The organism is Streptomyces sp. NPDC050759, from assembly GCF_044456945.1.
GTDB lineage: Bacteria > Actinomycetota > Actinomycetes > Streptomycetales > Streptomycetaceae > Streptomyces.
Map to the genome: position 1 here is coordinate 124,595 of NZ_JBITGI010000015.1, position 17,417 is coordinate 142,011.

The following is a 17,417-nucleotide window of genomic DNA, read 5'->3' on the forward strand; positions in this document are numbered from 1 at the left end:
GGAATCAGTGTCATACCCGCGACTGATCACCCCCGAGGAGAAGCTCGCCGACGCGAAGAAGCAGCTGAGCCTCCCGCGTATCGTCGTGATCTGCGGCTCCACCCGCTTCATGGCCGAGATGACCGAGGCCGATCTGCGGGAGACCAGAGCCGGAAGGATTGTCGTCAAACCGGGCTGTGACATGAAGTCGCCGCACGAACTCTGGTCCGATCCTGTCGAGGCCGAGGCGCTGAAGGTTCGACTCGACGATCTGCACCGGGCGAAGATCCGGCTCGCTGATGAGGTGCTCGTAGTCGGCGACTACATCGGAGACAGCACCCGAGCCGAAATCGGCTACGCCCGGTCGCTGGGCAAGCCCGTGCGGTTCACGCACCCCGAAGTCGACCCTGACGCCTGACCGCCCGCTGCCACCTTGACGACCAGGGTCGGCAGCCCGCCGCCTGACCGTCTCGCGGTGGCTTCGGCTGCCGCCCACCCCCCACCCTGCGGGCATCTCTTGGAATGGATCAGCTAGACCGGCCCCGCCACCACCGACACCGTCTTCGCCAGAGACACGCCCGAGCCGTCGCGGCGCGGGTCGATCTCCGGGAGGTCGGCCGGTGTGCCGTTCTTCTGCGCGGCGCGGGCCGGGACGGCGCCCGCCCAGGCCAGGGACAGGCAGTCCTCGCCCTTCAGGAACCGCTGGCAGCGCACACCGCCCGTGGCGCGGCCCTTGCGCGGGTACTGGTCGAACGGGGTCAGCTTGGCCGTCGTCTGGACCGAGTCGTCGAGCGTGCCGCGTGAGCCCGCGACCGTGAAGACGACCGCGTCCACCGCCGGATCCACCGCGGTGAAGGAGATGACCTTCGCGCCCTCGGTGAGCTTGATGCCCGCCATACCGCCCGCCGCGCGGCCCTGCGGGCGGACCTGCGAGGCCTGATAGCGCAGGAGCTGGGCGTCGTCGGTGATGAACACGAGGTCCTCCTCGCCGGTGCGCAGTTCCACCGCGCCCACGATCCGGTCGCCCTCCTTGAGCGTGATGACCTCCAACTCCCCCTTGTTGGACGGGTAGTCGGGGACCACGCGCTTGACGACGCCCTGTTCGGTGCCGAGCGCCAGACCGGGGGAGGACTCGTCGAGCGTGGTCAGGCAGACCAGCGTCTCGTCGTCCTCCAGCGAGAGGAACTCCGACAGCGGGGCCCCGCCCGCGAGGTTGGGGGCCGCGGCGGTGTCCGGGAGCTGCGGAAGGTCGATGACGTTCAGCCGCAGCAGACGGCCGGACGAGGTCACCGCGCCGATCTCGCCGCGCGCGGTGGCCGGTACCGCCGAGACGATCACGTCGTGCTTGCTTCGCCTGGCGTCGGCGTCCTGCGGGAACGGCTCGCCGTTCGATGTACGGGCCAGCAGGCCCGTCGAGGACAGCAGTACCCGGCACGGGTCGTCCGCCACCTGGAGCGGTACGGCGGTCACGGGGGCCGTCGCTCCGGCCTCCAGCAGGACCGTACGCCGCTCGGTGCCGTACTTCTTGGCGACCGCCGCCAGTTCGGCGGAGACCAGCTTGCGCAGCTCGGCGTCCGACTCCAGGATCCGGGTCAGCTCGGCGATCTCGGCGTTGAGCCTGTCCTTCTCCGACTCCAGCTCGATGCGGTCGAACCGCGTCAGGCGGCGCAGGGGCGTGTCCAGGATGTACTGCGTCTGGATCTCGCTCAGCGAGAAGCGCTCGATCAGGCGCTCCTTCGCCTGCGCGGAGTTGTCGCTGGAGCGGATGATGCGGATGACCTCGTCGATGTCGACCAGGGCGGTGAGCAGGCCCTCGACCAGGTGCAGCCGGTCGCGGCGCTTGGTGCGCCGGAACTCGCTGCGGCGGCGCACCACTTCGAAGCGGTGGTCGAGATAGACCTCGAGGAGTTCCTTGAGGCCGAGCGTGAGGGGCTGGCCGTCCACCAGCGCGACGTTGTTGACGCCGAAGGACTCCTCCATCGGCGTCAGCTTGTAGAGCTGCTCGAGGACCGCCTCCGGCACGAAGCCGTTCTTGATCTCGATGACCAGACGCAGGCCGTGCGCGCGGTCGGTGAGGTCCTTGACGTCGGCGATGCCCTGCAGCTTCTTCGAGCCGACCAGGTCCTTGATCTTGGCGATCACCTTCTCGGGGCCGACCGTGAAGGGCAGCTCGGTGACGACCAGGCCCTTGCGTCGGGCCGTGACCGTCTCCACCGACACCGTCGCGCGGATCTTGAAGGTGCCGCGGCCGGTCTCGTAGGCGTCCCGGATGCCGGAGAGCCCGACGATCCGGCCGCCGGTGGGCAGGTCGGGGCCGGGGACGTGGCGCATCAGGGCGTCCAGGTCCGCGTTCGGGTAGCGGATCAGGTGGCGGGCCGCCGCGATGACCTCGGCGAGGTTGTGCGGCGCCATGTTGGTGGCCATGCCGACCGCGATGCCCGAGGAGCCGTTCACCAGCAGGTTCGGGAAGGCGGCGGGCAGCGCGCCCGGCTCCTGCTCCTGGCCGTCGTAGTTGGGCGCGAAATCGACCGTGTCCTCGTCGATGGACTCCGTCATCAGGCTCGCGGCCTCGGCGGCGCGGCACTCGGTGTACCGCATGGCGGCCGGCGGGTCGTCATTGCCCAGCGAACCGAAGTTGCCGTGGCCGTCGACCAGCGGGACGCTCATCGAGAAGGGCTGGGCCATGCGCACGAGGGCGTCGTAGATCGACGCGTCGCCGTGCGGGTGCAACTTACCCATGACCTCGCCGACCACGCGGGCACACTTCACATAGCCGCGGTCGGGGCGCAGGCCCATCTCGTTCATCTGGTAGACGATGCGCCGGTGCACCGGCTTGAGGCCGTCGCGGGCGTCCGGGAGCGCGCGGGAGTAGATGACCGAGTACGCGTACTCGAGGTACGAGCCCTTCATCTCGTCCACGACGTCGATGTCGAGGATCCGCTCCTCGTACGAGTCGTCGGGCGGCGGGGTCTTCGTGCTGCGGCGGGCCATCGCTGCCGGCTCCTCTTTTCTGGTCGCTCGCCTACGGGTCGCTCACGGCCCTTTGGCTCACTCTTGCTGAAGCGTGAACGGGATCTGACGCGGACCATTGTGGACCGCGGCACTGACAGTCCGGGCCAGGACCCGGCTGAGGCGCCCGGCCCGGCGCCGGTGCAGCGCCTCCCTCACGATTGCCCGCAGGCTACGCGATCCGCTGTGGGCGTACGCGCTCCGGGAACTTCGCCGAGGGTCCGCACGCTTGCATACAGTGGCAGGACCGGCAGGACAACCGCGGTTTTCCACGACCGCGACCGCGATCGAAGGGACGTACATGCCCATGGGTCACACGGCCACAGACCAGGCAGGCACCGGGGGCCTGACAGCGACCGAGCACCGCCTGGCCAACGGCCTGCGCGTGGTGCTCTCCGAGGACCACCTGACCCCGGTCGCGGCGGTGTGCCTCTGGTACGACGTCGGCTCACGCCACGAGGTCAAGGGACGTACCGGCCTGGCTCACCTTTTCGAGCACTTGATGTTCCAGGGCTCGAAGCAGGTGCAGGGCAACGGACACTTCGAGCTCGTCCAGGGTGCGGGAGGCTCGCTCAACGGCACCACCAGCTTCGAGCGGACCAACTACTTCGAGACCATGCCCACCCACCAGCTGGAGCTCGCCCTCTGGCTGGAGGCCGACCGCATGGGCTCCCTGCTCGCCGCCCTCGACGACGAGTCCATGGAGAACCAGCGGGACGTCGTCAAGAACGAGCGGCGGCAGCGCTACGACAACGTCCCCTACGGCACGGCCTTCGAGAAGCTCACCGCCCTCGCCTACCCGGAGGGCCACCCCTACCACCACACCCCGATCGGCTCGATGGCCGACCTGGACGCGGCCACGCTGGAGGACGCCCGCGCGTTCTTCCGCACGTACTACGCGCCGGGCAACGCGGTTCTGTCGGTCGTCGGCGACATCGACCCGGAGCAGACGCTCGCCTGGATCGAGAAGTACTTCGGCTCCATCCCGTCGCACGACGGCAAGCCCGCGCCCCGCGACGGTTCCCTGCCCGAGACGATCGGCGAGCAGCTGCGCGAGGTCGTCGAGGAGGAGGTCCCGGCGCGCGCCCTGATGGCGGCCTACCGGCTGCCGCACGACGGCACACGCGCGTGCGACGCGGCCGACCTCGCCCTCACCGTCCTCGGCGGCGGCGAGTCCTCCCGCCTCTACAACCGGCTCGTACGGCGCGACCGTACGGCCGTCGCGGCCGGCTTCGGCCTGCTGCGCCTGGCCGGTGCGCCCTCCCTGGGCTGGCTCGACGTGAAGACCTCCGGTGACGTCGAGGTACCGGTCATCGAGGCCGCCATCGACGAGGAGCTCGCCCGGTTCGCCGAGGAGGGCCCCACGGCCGAGGAAATGGAGCGCGCCCAGGCCCAGTTGGAGCGCGAGTGGCTGGACCGGCTCGGCACCGTCGCGGGCCGCGCCGACGAACTGTGCCGCTACGCCGTCCTGTTCGGCGACCCCCAGCTCGCCCTGACCGCCGTACAGCGCGTCCTCGAGGTGAGCGCCGAGGAGGTCCAGGCGGTCGCCAAGGCCAAGCTGCGCCCCGACAACCGCGCGGTGCTCGTCTACGAGCCCACCTCCCCGGCCGAGATCGCCCAGAGCGCCGAGGACGCCGAGGGCGCCGAGGACCCGGAGTCCGCGGCCACCGTGGAAGTCACCGACGAGAACGAGGAGGCGGCCAAGTGACCGAGCTCGCCGCGATGGAATTCCACCCGCAGCCGCAGGCGGGCGAGCCCAAGGTCTGGGCCTTCCCCGCCCCCGAGCGCGGGACGCTCGACAACGGCCTCACCCTCCTGCGCTGCCACCGCCCCGGCCAGCAGGTCGTCGCCGTCGAGGTGCTCCTGGACGCACCCCTGGACGCCGAGCCGGCCGGCCTGGACGGCGTCGCCACGATCATGGCGCGCGCCTTCTCCGAGGGCACGGACAAGCACTCCGCCGAGGAGTTCGCCGCCGAGCTGGAGCGCTGCGGCGCCACCCTCGACGCGCACGCCGACCACCCGGGCGTCCGCCTCAGCCTCGAAGTGCCCGCCTCCCGCCTCGCCAAGGCGCTCGGTCTCCTGGCCGACGCCCTCAGGGCGCCCGCGTTCGCGGACAGCGAGGTCGAGCGGCTCGTCCGCAACCGCCTGGACGAGATCCCGCACGAGCTGGCCAACCCGTCCCGCCGCGCCGCCAAGGAGCTCTCCAGGGAGCTGTTCCCGGCCGACTCGCGCATGTCGCGCCCGCGCCAGGGCACCGAGGAGACGGTCGAGACCATCGACTCCGCGGCCGTGCGCGGCTTCTACGAGAAGCACGTGCGCCCCGCCACCGCGACCGCCGTGGTGGTCGGCGACCTCACCGGCATCGACCTGGACGCCCTGCTCGGCGACACCCTCGGTTCCTGGACCGGCTCCACGGGCCGGCCGCGCCCGGTGCCGCCGGTGACCGCCGACGACACCGGCCGGGTCGTCATCGTGGACCGCCCCGGCGCCGTCCAGACGCAGCTGCTGATCGGCCGCATCGGTCCCGACCGGCACGCACGCGTGTGGCCCGCGCAGGTGCTCGGCACGTACTGCCTCGGTGGCACCCTCACCTCCCGCCTGGACCGCGTCCTGCGCGAGGAGAAGGGCTACACCTACGGGGTGCGCTCGTTCGGGCAGGTCCTCAGGTCCGCCCCGGACGGTTCCGGCGCCGCGATGCTCGCCATCAGCGGCTCCGTCGACACCCCGAACACCGGTCCCGCCCTGGACGACCTGTGGAAGGTGCTGCGCACGCTCGCCGAGGGCGGCCTCACCGACGCCGAGCGCGATGTCGCCGTACAGAACCTCGTCGGGGTCGCGCCGCTCAAGTACGAGACCGCGGCGGCCGTGGCGAGCACGCTGGCCGACCAGGTCGAGCAGCACCTCCCGGACGACTACCAGGCGACCCTGTACCAGCAGCTCGCCGCGACCGGCACCGTCGAGGCCACCGCGGCCGTCGTGAACGCCTTCCCGGTGGACCGGCTGGTGACGGTCCTGGTCGGCGACGCGGCCGCCATCAGGGAGCCCGTCGAGGCCCTCGGCATCGGCGAAGTCAAGGTCGTGACGGCCGAGTAGAGGAACCCGACCTCGGGGGCCCTGGTGACGTAAGCGTCATCAGGGCCCCCTGATGTCCGAATTGGGCAGGAGGTTGCCTGTCTGCCCTGTGGGATGCGCTACAAAAGCCGTGATCCGTTTGGGGATTGAAAGTGGCCCCGCTTAGCGTCCTCTGGGCTGTCCGTCAGGCACTGCGCCGCGTCCGCGGCACCGGACAGTCATCGCCGAGTCCCCGCATGGCGCGAGCCAGGGGAGCCGGGGACCCACACCACACGTCCCTGGGGTGAATCGGACGCCCGCGCGAGCCGCGAGGGAGTCCGTAGGAGACCTTCCTGCTCCGAACCCGTCAGCTAACCCGGTAGGCGAGAAGGAAGGAAAGGACCAGCCACCACATGGCGTTCACCTGCGCCACCGGGAAGCACCGTCGTCCCAGCCGCATGAAGCGCACCACCGCCCGCGCGGCGGGAGTCGCGGCCCTCGCCACGACCGGCGTCATCGGCACCATCGCAGCTCCGGCGTTCGCCGCCGACAACTCCGTCGAGCAGACCGGCCTCATGCCCGTCGTCAGCGCGGGAGACTCCCTCGCCGACCAGCTCGACGCCCAGGCCGAGGCTCAGGCGCAGGCCGCCGCGCAGAAGAAGGCGGCGGCGGAGGCCAAGCGCAAGGCCGAGGCGCGCGCCAAGGAGATACGCGAGGCCAAGGAGCGCGCCGCCCGCGAGGCCGAGCGCAAGCGTCTCAACAGCTTCGTCGTCCCGATCTCCGGCTCCTACATCTCGACCGGCTACAAGACCGGCGGCTCCCTGTGGTCGTCCGGCAGCCACACCGGTGTCGACTTCCACGCCGCGAGCGGCACCTCGGTCCACGCGGTCGGCCGCGGCACCGTCGTGGAGGCCGGCTGGGGCGGGTCGTACGGCAACGAGATCGTGATCAGGATGGCCGACGGCACGTACACCCAGTACGGCCACCTGTCGTCCATCGGCGTCTCGGTCGGCCAGTCGGTCACCCCGGGCCAGCAGATCGGACTGTCCGGCGCGACCGGCAACGTGACCGGGCCGCACCTGCACTTCGAGGCGCGCACCACCGCCGAGTACGGCTCGGACATCGACCCCGTCGCATACCTGCGCGCGCACGGCGTGAACGTCTGACGACCCACCGCGCGATCTCCGCGAGGCCCCGGCTCCCCGAGCCGGGGTTTCGTCGTTTCCGCGGCCCCGTTGTCCAAAAAATATCCCCGGATTCCGGTCCGCCGTCGGAAATTCCCGCTCATTGCAATAGAGTCACTGAACACACGTCAATCGGCGACGTTTCACGGGGATTAAGACGGAGGTCGGACATGCGTATTCCGGCGCACTCGGTATGCACGGCGATCCGGGACGACATCGTCGCCGGTGTCTACGAGCGCGGCAGCCGGCTCACCGAGGAACTGCTCGCCCGCCGCTACGGCGTCTCCCGTGTCCCGGTCCGGGAGGCCCTGCGCACGCTGGAGGCCGAGGGCTTCGTGGTGACGCGGCGGCACGCGGGCGCGTGCGTGGCCGAACCGACCGAGCAGGAGGGCGCCGACCTCCTGGAGATGCGGATGCTCCTCGAGCCGCTCGGCGCCTCCCGGGCCGCCCAGCGCCGCACCGAGGCCCATCTGAAGGTGCTGCGCGGCCTGGTCAGGCTGGGCCAGGAGCGGGCCAGGCGGGGCAACAGCGAGGATCTGCGCTCTCTGGGGGGCTGGTTCCACGAGACGCTCGCCCAGGCCTCCGGCAGCCCCGCGCTGACCTCGATGCTGACCCAGCTGCGGCACAAGATCGCCTGGATGTACGTCGTGGACGCGCCGGCCAACCCCGCGGAGTCCTGGGCCGAGCACGGCGCGATAGTGGACGCGGTGGCGCGCGGGGACGGTGAGCGCGCGCGGGCGATCACGGCGCTGCACACTGAGCGCTCGGGCGCGGAACACCGACTGCGGTTCCCTTCCGGGCCGGACCGCGCGGACCGTGTGAGGACCTCGCAACATCCTGTAAACGTGACAGGTCTGCGGCATTAACACGGGCGCCGTATACAAAGAGAGGCTAATTCGAGGGGGAGTATTTCTGCTGCCCGCAAAAGGGAAATGCGAAGGGCCCGCCCGGTAATTCGGACGAGCCCCTCGATGCTTTTTAAGGCACCTTCCCTCAGACGGTCTCGGGAAGCTCCTCGAGCCCCTCGGCGACCAGCTTCGCGAGGCGGTCGAGGGCCACGTCCGCGCCCTCGGCGTCGGAGGCGAGGACGATCTCCTCGCCGCCCTGCGCACCCAGGCCGAGAACGGCCAGCATGGAGGCCGCGTTGACGGGGTTGCCGTCGGCCTTGGCGATCGTCACCGGGATACCTGCGGCCGTGGCGGCCCGGACGAAGATGGAAGCGGGGCGGGCGTGAAGGCCCTCGGCCCAGCCGACGTTGACGCGGCGCTCAGCCATGTGATGCTGCCCTTCGGTGTTCAGGGTTGTCTAGACCAGTTTCCCACACGTGAAGCGCCCCGGACAGGACCTGAAGTCCTACCGGGGGGAGTGGTCGGACCGCGGCCTCGGCCCGACTTCCGTCCTTGTGCGTTCTCGCGCGTTCTCCACAGACTGCCTCGCGCCGTTGTCGTACGCGAGCCGTACTCTGGGGCCCATGCAGAGCGCGTCGGACCGGCACGAGTACCCCGCCCACTGGGAGGCCGACGTGGTGCTGCGCGACGGCGGCACCGCGCGCATCAGGCCCATCACCGTCGACGACGCCGATCGCCTGGTCAGCTTCTACGAGCAGGTCTCGGACGAGTCGAAGTACTACCGCTTCTTCGCGCCCTACCCTCGCCTGTCCGCCAAGGACGTCCACCGCTTCACTCACCACGACTTTGTGGACCGGGTGGGGCTCGCCGCCACGGTCGGCGGCGAGTTCATCGCCACCGTACGCTACGACCGCATCGGCCCCGAGGGCATGCCCGCCTCCGCCCCCGCCGACGAGGCCGAGGTCGCCTTCCTGGTCCAGGACGCCCACCAGGGGCGCGGCGTGGCCTCCGCCCTCCTCGAACACATCGGGGCCGTCGCGCGCGAGCGCGGCATCCGGCGCTTCGCCGCCGAGGTGCTGCCCGCCAACGTCAAGATGATCAAGGTGTTCACCGACGCCGGGTACACCCAGAAACGCAGCTTCGAGGACGGCGTCGTACGCCTGGAGTTCGACCTGGAGCCCACCGACCGCTCGCTCGCCGTGCAGTACGCGCGCGAGCAGCGCGCCGAGTCGCGGTCCGTGCAGCGGCTGCTCACCCCCGGCTCGGTCGCCGTCGTCGGTGTCGGCCGCACCCCCGGCGGCGTGGGCCGCAGCGTGCTCGGCAACATCCGGGACTACGGGTTCAACGGCCGCCTGTACGCCGTGAACAAGGCCTTCCCCGACGAGCAGAAGGAGCTCGACGGCATCCCCGCGCACCGCTCGGTGCGCGACATCGACGGCCCCGTCGACCTCGCGGTGGTCGCCGTGCCGGCCGAGCACGTCCCCGAGGTCGTGGCCGAGTGCGGGGCACACGGCGTGCAGGGACTCGTCGTGCTCTCCGCCGGGTACGCCGAGAGCGGCCCCGAGGGGCGCGAGCGCCAGCGTGAACTCGTGCGGCACGCGCGCGCGTACGGCATGCGGATCATCGGCCCGAACGCGTTCGGGATCATCAACACCTCCCCGGCGGTCCGGCTGAACGCCTCGCTGGCCCCCGAGGCGCCCCGCCCCGGCCGGATCGGCCTGTTCGCCCAGTCCGGTGCCATCGGCATCGCCCTGCTCTCCCGGCTGCACCGGCGCGGTGCCGGCGTCACCGGCGTGACCGGCGTCTCCACCTTCGTCTCCTCCGGCAACCGCGCGGACGTGTCCGGCAACGACGTCCTGCAGTACTGGTACGACGACCCGGACACCGACGTCGTCCTCATGTACCTGGAGTCCATCGGCAACCCCCGCAAGTTCACCCGCCTCGCCAGACGTACGGCGGCCGCGAAGCCGCTGGTCGTGGTGCAGGGCGCGGGCACCGCCCCGCAGGGCCACGCCGTCCGCGCGACGCGCCTGCCGCACACCACGGTCTCCGCGCTGCTGAGGCAGGCCGGCGTGATCCGGGTCGACACCATCACAGAACTGGTGGACACCGGCCTGCTGCTCGCCCGCCAGCCGCTGCCCACCGGCCCCAAGGTGGCGATCCTCGGCAACTCCGAGTCGCTCGGCCTGCTCACCTACGACGCGTGCGTGGCCGAAGGGCTCCGGCCGTCGACCCCGTTGGACCTCACCACAGCGGCCGCACCGGAGGACTTCCACGCGGCCCTCGCGCGCGCGTTGGCGGACGATTCGTACGACGCGGTGATCGTGACGGCCATCCCGGCGGTCGGCGAGGGATCCGCCGGCGACGCCGCGCTCGCCGAGGCGCTCAGGTCCGCGGCGGAGCAGGTCCCCGGCAAGCCGGTCCTCGTGGTCCACGTCGAGCTCGGCGGCCTCGCGGAGGCCCTGTCCGCGGCGACCAGCACCGCGCCCCAGGCCGCCTCGGGCCCGCCGTCGATCCGCGCCGACCACCCCTTCCGCGCCCTGGACCGGCTGCGCGCCATGCCGGCCCCCGCGGAACCGCCCGCCGCCGAGACCCGCGAGCGCCTCATCCCCGCCTACCCCGCCGCCGAGCGCGCGGTGCGGGCCCTCGCCGACGCCGTGCAGTACGCCCAGTGGCGCCGGGAGGCCGCCGAACCCGGCAAGGTGCCCGAGTCCATCGACGCGGCCATCGACGAGAAGGGCGCCGCCGCCCTGATCGACGGCCTGCTCACCCGGGGGCAGGGCCTCACCCTCGGCAGCGAGGAGACCTGCGAGCTGCTCGGCACGTACGGCATCCAGGTCCACCGCGCCCTGCCCGCCACCACCGCCGACGCGGCCGTCCAGGCCGCCGCCACCCTCGGCTACCCGGTCGCCCTCAAGGCCACCGCCCCGCACCTGCGCCACCGCGCCGACCTCGGCGGCGTACGCCTCGATCTCGCGGACGAGGAGCAGTTGCGGCGGGCGTACGCCGAGCTGACCGAGTTGTTCGGCACCCCCGACGAACTGCGGCCCGTGGTGCAGGGGATGGCCCCGCGCGGGGTGGACACGGTGATCCGGGCCGTCATCGACCCCGCCGCCGGCGCCGTGCTGTCCTTCGGACTCGCCGGGGCCGCCTCGCAGCTGCTCGGCGACACCGCGCACCGGCTGATTCCGGTCACCGACCGGGAGGCGGCGACCCTCGTCCGCTCGATCCGGACCGCCCCGCTCCTCTTCGGCTGGCGGGGCTCCACCCCCGTCGACACACCGGCACTGGAGGAACTCCTGCTGCGGGTGTCCCGGCTGGTCGACGACCATCCCGAGGTCGTCGCGGTCACCCTGGAGCCGGTCGTCGTCGCCCCGCGCGGCCTGAGCGTTCTCGGCGCCTCCGTGCGGCTCGCGCCGCCGCCCGCCCGCGACGACCTCGGCCCGCGGACACTTCCCGCGTACTGAGCGGCGGCGAGCGGTGCCTCGCAGTCAGTGCGCCCCCGTAGGATGGACGTCATGGCCAAGACCAGTACGACGACCCAGGGGCTGCGAGCGGCGATCGAGCGCAGCGGCTACTACCCGGCCCTCGTGGCCGAGGCGGTGGAGTCCGCGCTGGGCGGCGAGCCCATCCGGTCGTACCTGGTCCACCAGGAGACGACGTTCGACCAGAACGAGGTGCGGCGGCACGTGACCGTGCTCGTCCTCACCGGCAACCGCTTCATCGTCAGCCACACCGACGAGCAGGCCGCCGACAGCACGTCCCCGACGCCGTACGCCACCACCTCCACGGAGTCCGTGAAGCTCGGCCGGATCTCGTCGGTCGTGGTCAGCCGGGTCGTCGCCAACCCGGAGCAGTACCAGCCGGGCGCCCTGCCCCGCGAGGTCGTGCTGACCATCGGCTGGGGCGCCGTCTCCCGCATCGACCTGGAGCCCGCCGCCTGCGGCGACCCCAACTGCGAGGCGGACCACGGCTACACCGGCAGCTCCACGGCGGACGACCTCAGCCTGCGCGTCAGCGAGGCGGGGGACGGCCCGGACACCGTGCGCCAGGCGCTCGCCTTCGCCCAGTCCATCTCCGAGGCGACCGCGGACGTAGCTCACTAATGGCGCAGCCCGCCGCCTGGGACCACCCGGAACCCCTCGCCCTCGACACCGCGCCCGTCCCCGAGTACGGCACCGGCTCCCTCGCCGACCTGCTGCCCACTCTCGCCGCCGGCATGGCCGTACCGGGCACGACCGCGGCGATCTCCGAGCTCACCCCCGCCGCCCGGAACTGCGTGTTCCTGATCGACGGCCTCGGCTGGGAGCAGCTGAAGGCGCACCCGGACGAGGCGCCGTTCATGACCTCCCTGCTGGCCAGCTCGCGCGGCGGCACCGGCCGCCCCCTGACCGCCGGCTACCCGGCGACCACCGCGACCTCCCTCGCCTCCGTCGGCACCGGCCGGCCGCCGGGAGCCCACGGCCTGCCCGGCTACACCGTGCGCAATCCGGCCACCGGCGAGCTGATGAACCAGCTGCGCTGGCAGCCGTGGACCAAGCCGCAGGTCTGGCAGCCGTACCCCACCGTCTTCCAACTCGCCGACCAGGCCGGCGTGCACGCGGCCCAGGTCACCTCGCCCACCTTCCAGAACACTCCGCTGACCAAGGTCGCGCTCAGCGGCGGCACCTTCCACGGGCGGCTGTCCGGCGAGGACCGCATGGACCTCGCGGCCGAGCAACTCGCCGTCGGCGACCGCTCGTTGGTCTACACGTACTACTCCGAGGTCGACGGCGCGGGCCACCGCTTCGGCGTCGACTCCGACACCTGGCGCGGCCAGTTGATGTACGTCGACCGCCTGGTCCAGCGTCTCGCGGAGCAACTGCCCCCGAACAGCGCGCTGTACGTCACCGCCGACCACGGCATGATCGACATCCCCTTCGACGAACAGCACCGCATCGACTTCGACGAGGACTGGGAACTGCGCGCGGGGGTCGCCCTGTTGGGCGGCGAGGGCCGCGCCCGCCATGTCTACGCGGTGCCGGGCGCCACGGGTGACGTCCTGACCTGCTGGCGCGAGGTCCTCGGCGAGCAGTTCTGGGTCGCTTCCCGCGACGAGGCGATCGCCGCGGGCTGGTTCGGGCCGCCGGACCAGTGCGACGAGCGCGTGTACGACCGCATCGGCGACGTGGTCGCCGCTGCCCGCGACGACGTGCTCCTCATCGCCTCCGAGCGGGAGCCGAAGGAGTCGTCCATGGTCGGGAACCACGGTTCGATGACCCCCGCCGAGCAGCTTGTCCCGCTGCTCGAAGTACGCTCCTGAGACCGACCCGGCCGTATCCACCGCAGAAACCGAAAGGTGCTCGACCTCCCATGCCCGAGCTGGTGTTCTTCTCCGGAACCATGGACTGCGGGAAGTCCACGCTGGCTCTGCAGATCGAGCACAACCGTTCGGCGCGCGGCCTGACGGGCATCATCTTCACCCGCGACGACCGGGCCGGCGAGGGGAAGCTGTCCTCGCGGCTCGGTCTGGTCACGGACGCGGTCGAGGTCGAGGACGGCCAGGACCTCTACGCCTACCTCGTCGACCACCTCTCCCAGGGCGGCCGCGCGGACTACGTGATCGCGGACGAGGCGCAGTTCCTCACGCCGGAGCAGATCGACCAACTGGCCCGCGTGGTGGACGACCTGGACCTCGACGTCTACGCCTTCGGCATCACCACCGACTTCCGCTCCAAGCTGTTCCCGGGCTCCCAGCGCCTGGTGGAGCTGGCCGACCGGGTCGAGGTCCTCCAGGTGGAGGCCCTGTGCTGGTGCGGCGCCCGGGCCACGCACAACGCCCGTACGGTCAACGGCGAGATGGTCGTCGAGGGTGCCCAGGTCGTCGTCGGGGACGTCAACCAGGCCGACGACATCGGCTACGAGGTCCTGTGCCGCCGGCACCACCGCCGCCGTATGACCGCGGGGACGGCCCATGCGGCCGCGCTGTCCCCGGACGTGCTGCCGGTCCCGTCGGCCGGGGCGCGCTTCTGACCTGACGTCGTCGGGGCCGAACTGCTCACGTCTTGTTTCAGTGCGGGTTCTCGATCAGCGCGAACCGCGCCCCCTCCGGATCCGCCACGGTGGCCACACGGCCGTGCGGGCTGTCGTGCGGTGGGCGCAGGACGTGGCCGCCGAGCTCGGTGAGGAGGCGGGTGGAAGCGGTCGCGTCGGCCACCTCGAAGTAGGTCATCCAGTGCGGCCCGCGGTCGCGGGGAAGGGCGTGGCCGACGCCGTGGAGGCCGGCGACCGGACGGCCGCCGGCGTGGAGGGTGACGTAGTCGAAGTCGGCGGAGACCACCGGCTCCTCCTCGTAGCCGAAGACCGTCTCGTAGAACTTGGCGACGCTCACCGTCTCGAAGGTGAGCAGCTCGTGCCAGGCGGGAGTGCCCGGTACACCCGCGACGGACGTGCCGAGGTGCGCCGCCGCCTGCCACACCCCGAAGACGGCGCCGGCAGGGTCGGAGCCGATCACCAGCCGCCCGGCGTCCCCGGCGTCCAGCGGTCCCACTCCCACCGTGCCGCCGCACAGCCGTACCGTTTCCGCGGTCAGGTCGATGTCCTCCGAGGCGAGGTAGGGCGTCCAGGCCACCGGAAGAGGGCGGTCGGGCGGCAGCTGGCCGATCCCGGCGACCTCCTGGCCGCCCAGGAGGGCCCGGACATAGGGTCCGAGCTGCTGCGGGCCCGGCATGAACTCCCAGCCGAACAGCGATCCGTAGAACTCCTGGGTCGCGGCCATCCCGTGCACCATCAGACTCACCCAGCAGGGCGTACCGGGCGTGTGCCGAGCGGGCGGGGCGGCCGACCCCCTTGCCTCGGTCATCGTCACTCTCTCCTCGGCCCCTCGCGGTGGCCGTGTCGTGTCCGCGGTCCGGACCTCCGTGCCGATGCTCGCACCCCCGCGGTGCCGCGCGCTCCGGGCACGCCGCGAGGCCTCCCGTGACAGGAGGGTGCCTGCCGCGCGGCTGCCTGACCGTTGCCGCGCGATGGCCGAGGGGTGTCGATCGGCTGTACAGCATGTGCCCGGTCCCGTACGCCACGTGATCGGGCCTGTCCGGCGGAGCACAGTAGCCGGACATGGACGACGCGGCCACCCCGTGCGCGAGGATGGTGGCCATGAACGCCATCATCTCCGCATCCGAACTCGCGAGCGACCTGGCGGGCCCGAACCCGCCCGTCCTGCTCGACGTCCGCTGGCAGCTGAGCGTGGCCAAGGCGGCCGGTGAGCCGCCCTTCGACGGCCGGGCCGAGTACGCGGCCGGGCACATCCCGGGCGCGGTCTACGTTGACCTGGACCGGGAGTTGGCCGGCCCGGCCGGCACCGGCGGGCGGCACCCGCTGCCCGACCTCGCCGAGTTCGGCGCCGCGATGCGCCGGGCGGGTGTCTCCTCGGACACGCCGGTGGTCGTCTACGACGGCGGACAGGGCTGGGCGGCCGCCCGCGCGTGGTGGCTGCTGCGCTGGACGGGTCACCCGGACGTGAGAGTCCTCGACGGCGGGTTGACGTCCTGGCAGGGGCCGCTGCAGTCCTCCGTGCCGGGTCCTGCGCTCGCCGAGGGCGACTTCCGGCCGGTGCCCGCGGCGGCCGGTCTCCTCGACGCCGACGCGGCCGCGGCGCTGGCCCGCGCGGGGGTGCTGCTGGACGCGCGCGCGGGGGAGCGGTACCGCGGTGAGGTGGAGCCGATCGACCGCGTCGGCGGCCACATCCCGGGCGCCCGCTCCGCGCCCACCACGGACAACGTCGGCCCGGACGGCCGCTTCCTGCCCGCGGAGGAGCTGAACGCCCGCTTCAAGGCCCTCGGTGCGGGCGACGACACCGAGGTCGGTGTCTACTGCGGTTCCGGCGTCTCCGGTGCCCACGAGGTCCTGGCCCTGGCGGTCGCGGGCATCCCGGCGGCGCTGTACGTCGGTTCCTGGTCGGAGTGGTCCTCGGATCCGGAGCGCCCGGTCGCCGTGGGACCGGATCCCCAGTAGCCCGCCCTGCCCGGACCGCGAGAAAGGGCCGCACTCGGTGAGCGCGGCCCTCTTCCTCGTACGACCGACTAGTCCTGCTTCTTCCTTCGCGTCCCGAACACGATCTCGTCCCAGCTCGGGACGGCCGCTCTGCGGCCCGGACGGACGCCGTCCGCCTCGGCCTGGCGGTCGGTCGCGCCGATGAGGCGGTCGCGGTGGCTGGCCACCGAACGCGGCATGAGAACGTCCGCGTAGGCGGAACCGGCCGAGGCCGCGGGAGCGGGCGGCTCCTCCACCTCGGGCTCCGGATCGGGCGTTTCCTCGGCGGTCGCCGGCTCGGACGGCCGCTCCGGTACGACCATGTCGCCCCGGAAACTCGGTACGGCCTCCAACAGGCTGGTCAGTGAGTCCCGTTCAGCGGCGGTCTCCTCGACGGGCTCGGCCGGGGGCAGGCTCGGCCGGTCGAGGGCGCGGTCCAGCGGACGGTCGCGCGGCAGCCGTGCGATACGCGGCACGAACGGAAAGCTGGGCTCCGGCGCGCCGAGGTCCTCGGACTCGCCGATCAGCGAGCGCGCCTCCTCGTCGACGGCCTGGACGAGCCGCCGGGGCGGGTCGTAGGTCCAGCTCGCCGAGTGGGGTTCGCCCGCGACGCAGTAGACCAGCAGAACCTCCCAGGTGCCGTCGTCACGGCGCCACGAGTCCCACTGGACGGTGTCCTTCTCGGCGCCGCGCAGCAACAGCCGCTCCTGGACGGCCTCGCCGAGCTGCGGTCCGGCGTTCTCGCCGGGCCGACGGACCGGAGTCTTGCGGGCTCGTTCGGCCATGAAGGCGCGCTCGGCGAGCACGGGGCCCTCGAAGCGCCGTACACGGTCTACGGGGATACCTGCGAGCTGGGCTACCTCTTCCGCGGTGGCACCCGCGCGTATACGCGCCTGGATGTCGCGGGGACGGAGATGGCTTTCGACCTCGATCTCGATCTGCCCGAGGCGCGGACGGTCGCCGCGCACCGCTGCGCGCAGCCGCTCGTCGATCGGAAGCGTGTACTCCGTTGAGTCGGCAGCCTTCAGCACCAGCCGTGTGCCGTCATTGGAGACGGCCACGACACGCAGTTCGGGCATGGGGACCTCCCGGGTGGTGCCTGCCGACGTCACGTGCGTCGCTGCTTCCGCTAGTCGAGTGTGACCTGCCCGGGTGCAGCCTGCCACAACCTTGCCGAGTTGCCCGGCGTGTCGGGCACGGGCCCTGGATCGCCGTTATGGCACGGTTACTTATTCGCAACGCTGAGTGACCAACTCCGTCACCCTGTGCAACTAGCCCCCTTCCAGCGCCCCTTGAAGGTCACGGACGCCCTGGCGGGAGACCGTACCCAGGGCTC

General features: G+C 71.9%; 14 protein-coding genes and 1 riboswitch. Of the genes, 10 read left to right on the plus strand and 4 right to left on the minus strand.

What is annotated here, in order from left to right:
• Nucleotides 1–7: 7 nt before the first annotated feature.
• Complete coding sequence (locus tag ACIBJB_RS35595; protein ID WP_398936945.1) at nucleotides 8–397, plus strand: hypothetical protein; 390 nt, start codon at nucleotides 8–10, stop codon at nucleotides 395–397.
• 113 nt (nucleotides 398–510) lie between these two features.
• On the opposite strand, the gene ACIBJB_RS35600 is transcribed toward ACIBJB_RS35595, so the two are convergent.
• Nucleotides 511–2,970 carry a DNA topoisomerase (ATP-hydrolyzing) subunit A gene (locus ACIBJB_RS35600; RefSeq protein WP_398936947.1) on the minus strand — a complete coding sequence of 820 codons (2,460 nt, stop codon included), beginning with the start codon at nucleotides 2,968–2,970 and terminating at the stop codon, nucleotides 511–513.
• Nucleotides 2,971–3,295: 325 nt separating this feature from the next.
• On the opposite strand from ACIBJB_RS35600, the gene ACIBJB_RS35605 reads away from it, so the two are divergent.
• From ACIBJB_RS35605 to ACIBJB_RS35620, 4 genes are all read left to right on the plus strand, one after another.
• Nucleotides 3,296–4,696 carry a M16 family metallopeptidase gene (locus tag ACIBJB_RS35605; protein ID WP_398937095.1) on the plus strand — a complete coding sequence of 467 codons (1,401 nt, stop codon included), beginning with the start codon at nucleotides 3,296–3,298 and terminating at the stop codon, nucleotides 4,694–4,696.
• Nucleotides 4,693–6,081: a M16 family metallopeptidase gene (locus tag ACIBJB_RS35610; protein WP_398936949.1), complete on the plus strand. Its 1,389-nt coding sequence runs from the start codon at nucleotides 4,693–4,695 to the stop codon at nucleotides 6,079–6,081. Before ACIBJB_RS35605 ends, ACIBJB_RS35610 begins: the two co-directional genes overlap by 4 nt.
• A gap of 191 nt (nucleotides 6,082–6,272) precedes the next feature.
• Nucleotides 6,273–6,439, plus strand: a riboswitch (cyclic di-AMP (ydaO/yuaA leader).
• 13 nt (nucleotides 6,440–6,452) lie between these two features.
• On the plus strand, nucleotides 6,453–7,205 hold the full coding sequence (locus ACIBJB_RS35615) for a M23 family metallopeptidase (protein ID WP_398936951.1): 753 nt from the start codon (nucleotides 6,453–6,455) through the stop codon (nucleotides 7,203–7,205).
• Nucleotides 7,206–7,393: 188 nt separating this feature from the next.
• Complete coding sequence (locus tag ACIBJB_RS35620) at nucleotides 7,394–8,089, plus strand: GntR family transcriptional regulator (RefSeq protein ID WP_398936953.1); 696 nt, start codon at nucleotides 7,394–7,396, stop codon at nucleotides 8,087–8,089.
• Nucleotides 8,090–8,216: 127 nt separating this feature from the next.
• Here ACIBJB_RS35620 and ACIBJB_RS35625 read toward each other — a convergent pair whose 3' ends face one another.
• The gene (locus ACIBJB_RS35625; RefSeq protein WP_069767459.1) at nucleotides 8,217–8,498 is read right to left on the minus strand and encodes an HPr family phosphocarrier protein; all 282 of its coding nucleotides are present in this window, start codon (nucleotides 8,496–8,498) and stop codon (nucleotides 8,217–8,219) included.
• A gap of 196 nt (nucleotides 8,499–8,694) precedes the next feature.
• Here ACIBJB_RS35625 and ACIBJB_RS35630 point away from each other — a divergent pair, with 196 nt between their 5' ends.
• Genes ACIBJB_RS35630 through ACIBJB_RS35645 form a run of 4 tightly spaced genes read left to right on the plus strand, consistent with a single transcriptional unit; the run spans nucleotide 8,695 to nucleotide 14,083 of the window.
• Nucleotides 8,695–11,538 (plus strand): GNAT family N-acetyltransferase, encoded by a 2,844-nt coding sequence (locus ACIBJB_RS35630; RefSeq protein WP_398936956.1) that lies wholly within the window; start codon nucleotides 8,695–8,697, stop codon nucleotides 11,536–11,538.
• A 51-nt stretch (nucleotides 11,539–11,589) separates the two neighbouring features.
• Complete coding sequence (locus ACIBJB_RS35635; protein ID WP_398936958.1) at nucleotides 11,590–12,177, plus strand: DUF5998 family protein; 588 nt, start codon at nucleotides 11,590–11,592, stop codon at nucleotides 12,175–12,177.
• Nucleotides 12,177–13,373, plus strand: a complete 1,197-nt coding sequence (locus ACIBJB_RS35640; RefSeq protein WP_398936960.1) for an alkaline phosphatase family protein — start codon at nucleotides 12,177–12,179, stop codon at nucleotides 13,371–13,373. Before ACIBJB_RS35635 ends, ACIBJB_RS35640 begins: the two co-directional genes overlap by 1 nt.
• A 50-nt stretch (nucleotides 13,374–13,423) precedes the next feature.
• Nucleotides 13,424–14,083, plus strand: a complete 660-nt coding sequence (locus ACIBJB_RS35645; RefSeq protein WP_359377392.1) for a thymidine kinase — start codon at nucleotides 13,424–13,426, stop codon at nucleotides 14,081–14,083.
• 37 nt (nucleotides 14,084–14,120) lie between these two features.
• Here the strand turns inward: ACIBJB_RS35645 and ACIBJB_RS35650 are convergent, their stop codons facing one another.
• Nucleotides 14,121–14,912, minus strand: a complete 792-nt coding sequence (locus ACIBJB_RS35650; protein WP_398936962.1) for a VOC family protein — start codon at nucleotides 14,910–14,912, stop codon at nucleotides 14,121–14,123.
• Between the two features lie 293 nt (nucleotides 14,913–15,205).
• Here ACIBJB_RS35650 and ACIBJB_RS35655 point away from each other — a divergent pair, with 293 nt between their 5' ends.
• Complete coding sequence (locus ACIBJB_RS35655) at nucleotides 15,206–16,063, plus strand: sulfurtransferase (protein ID WP_398936964.1); 858 nt, start codon at nucleotides 15,206–15,208, stop codon at nucleotides 16,061–16,063.
• A gap of 68 nt (nucleotides 16,064–16,131) precedes the next feature.
• Here ACIBJB_RS35655 and sepH read toward each other — a convergent pair whose 3' ends face one another.
• Nucleotides 16,132–17,160 carry a septation protein SepH gene (gene sepH / locus ACIBJB_RS35660; RefSeq protein WP_398936966.1) on the minus strand — a complete coding sequence of 343 codons (1,029 nt, stop codon included), beginning with the start codon at nucleotides 17,158–17,160 and terminating at the stop codon, nucleotides 16,132–16,134.
• Between the last annotated feature and the right edge of the window lie 257 nt (nucleotides 17,161–17,417).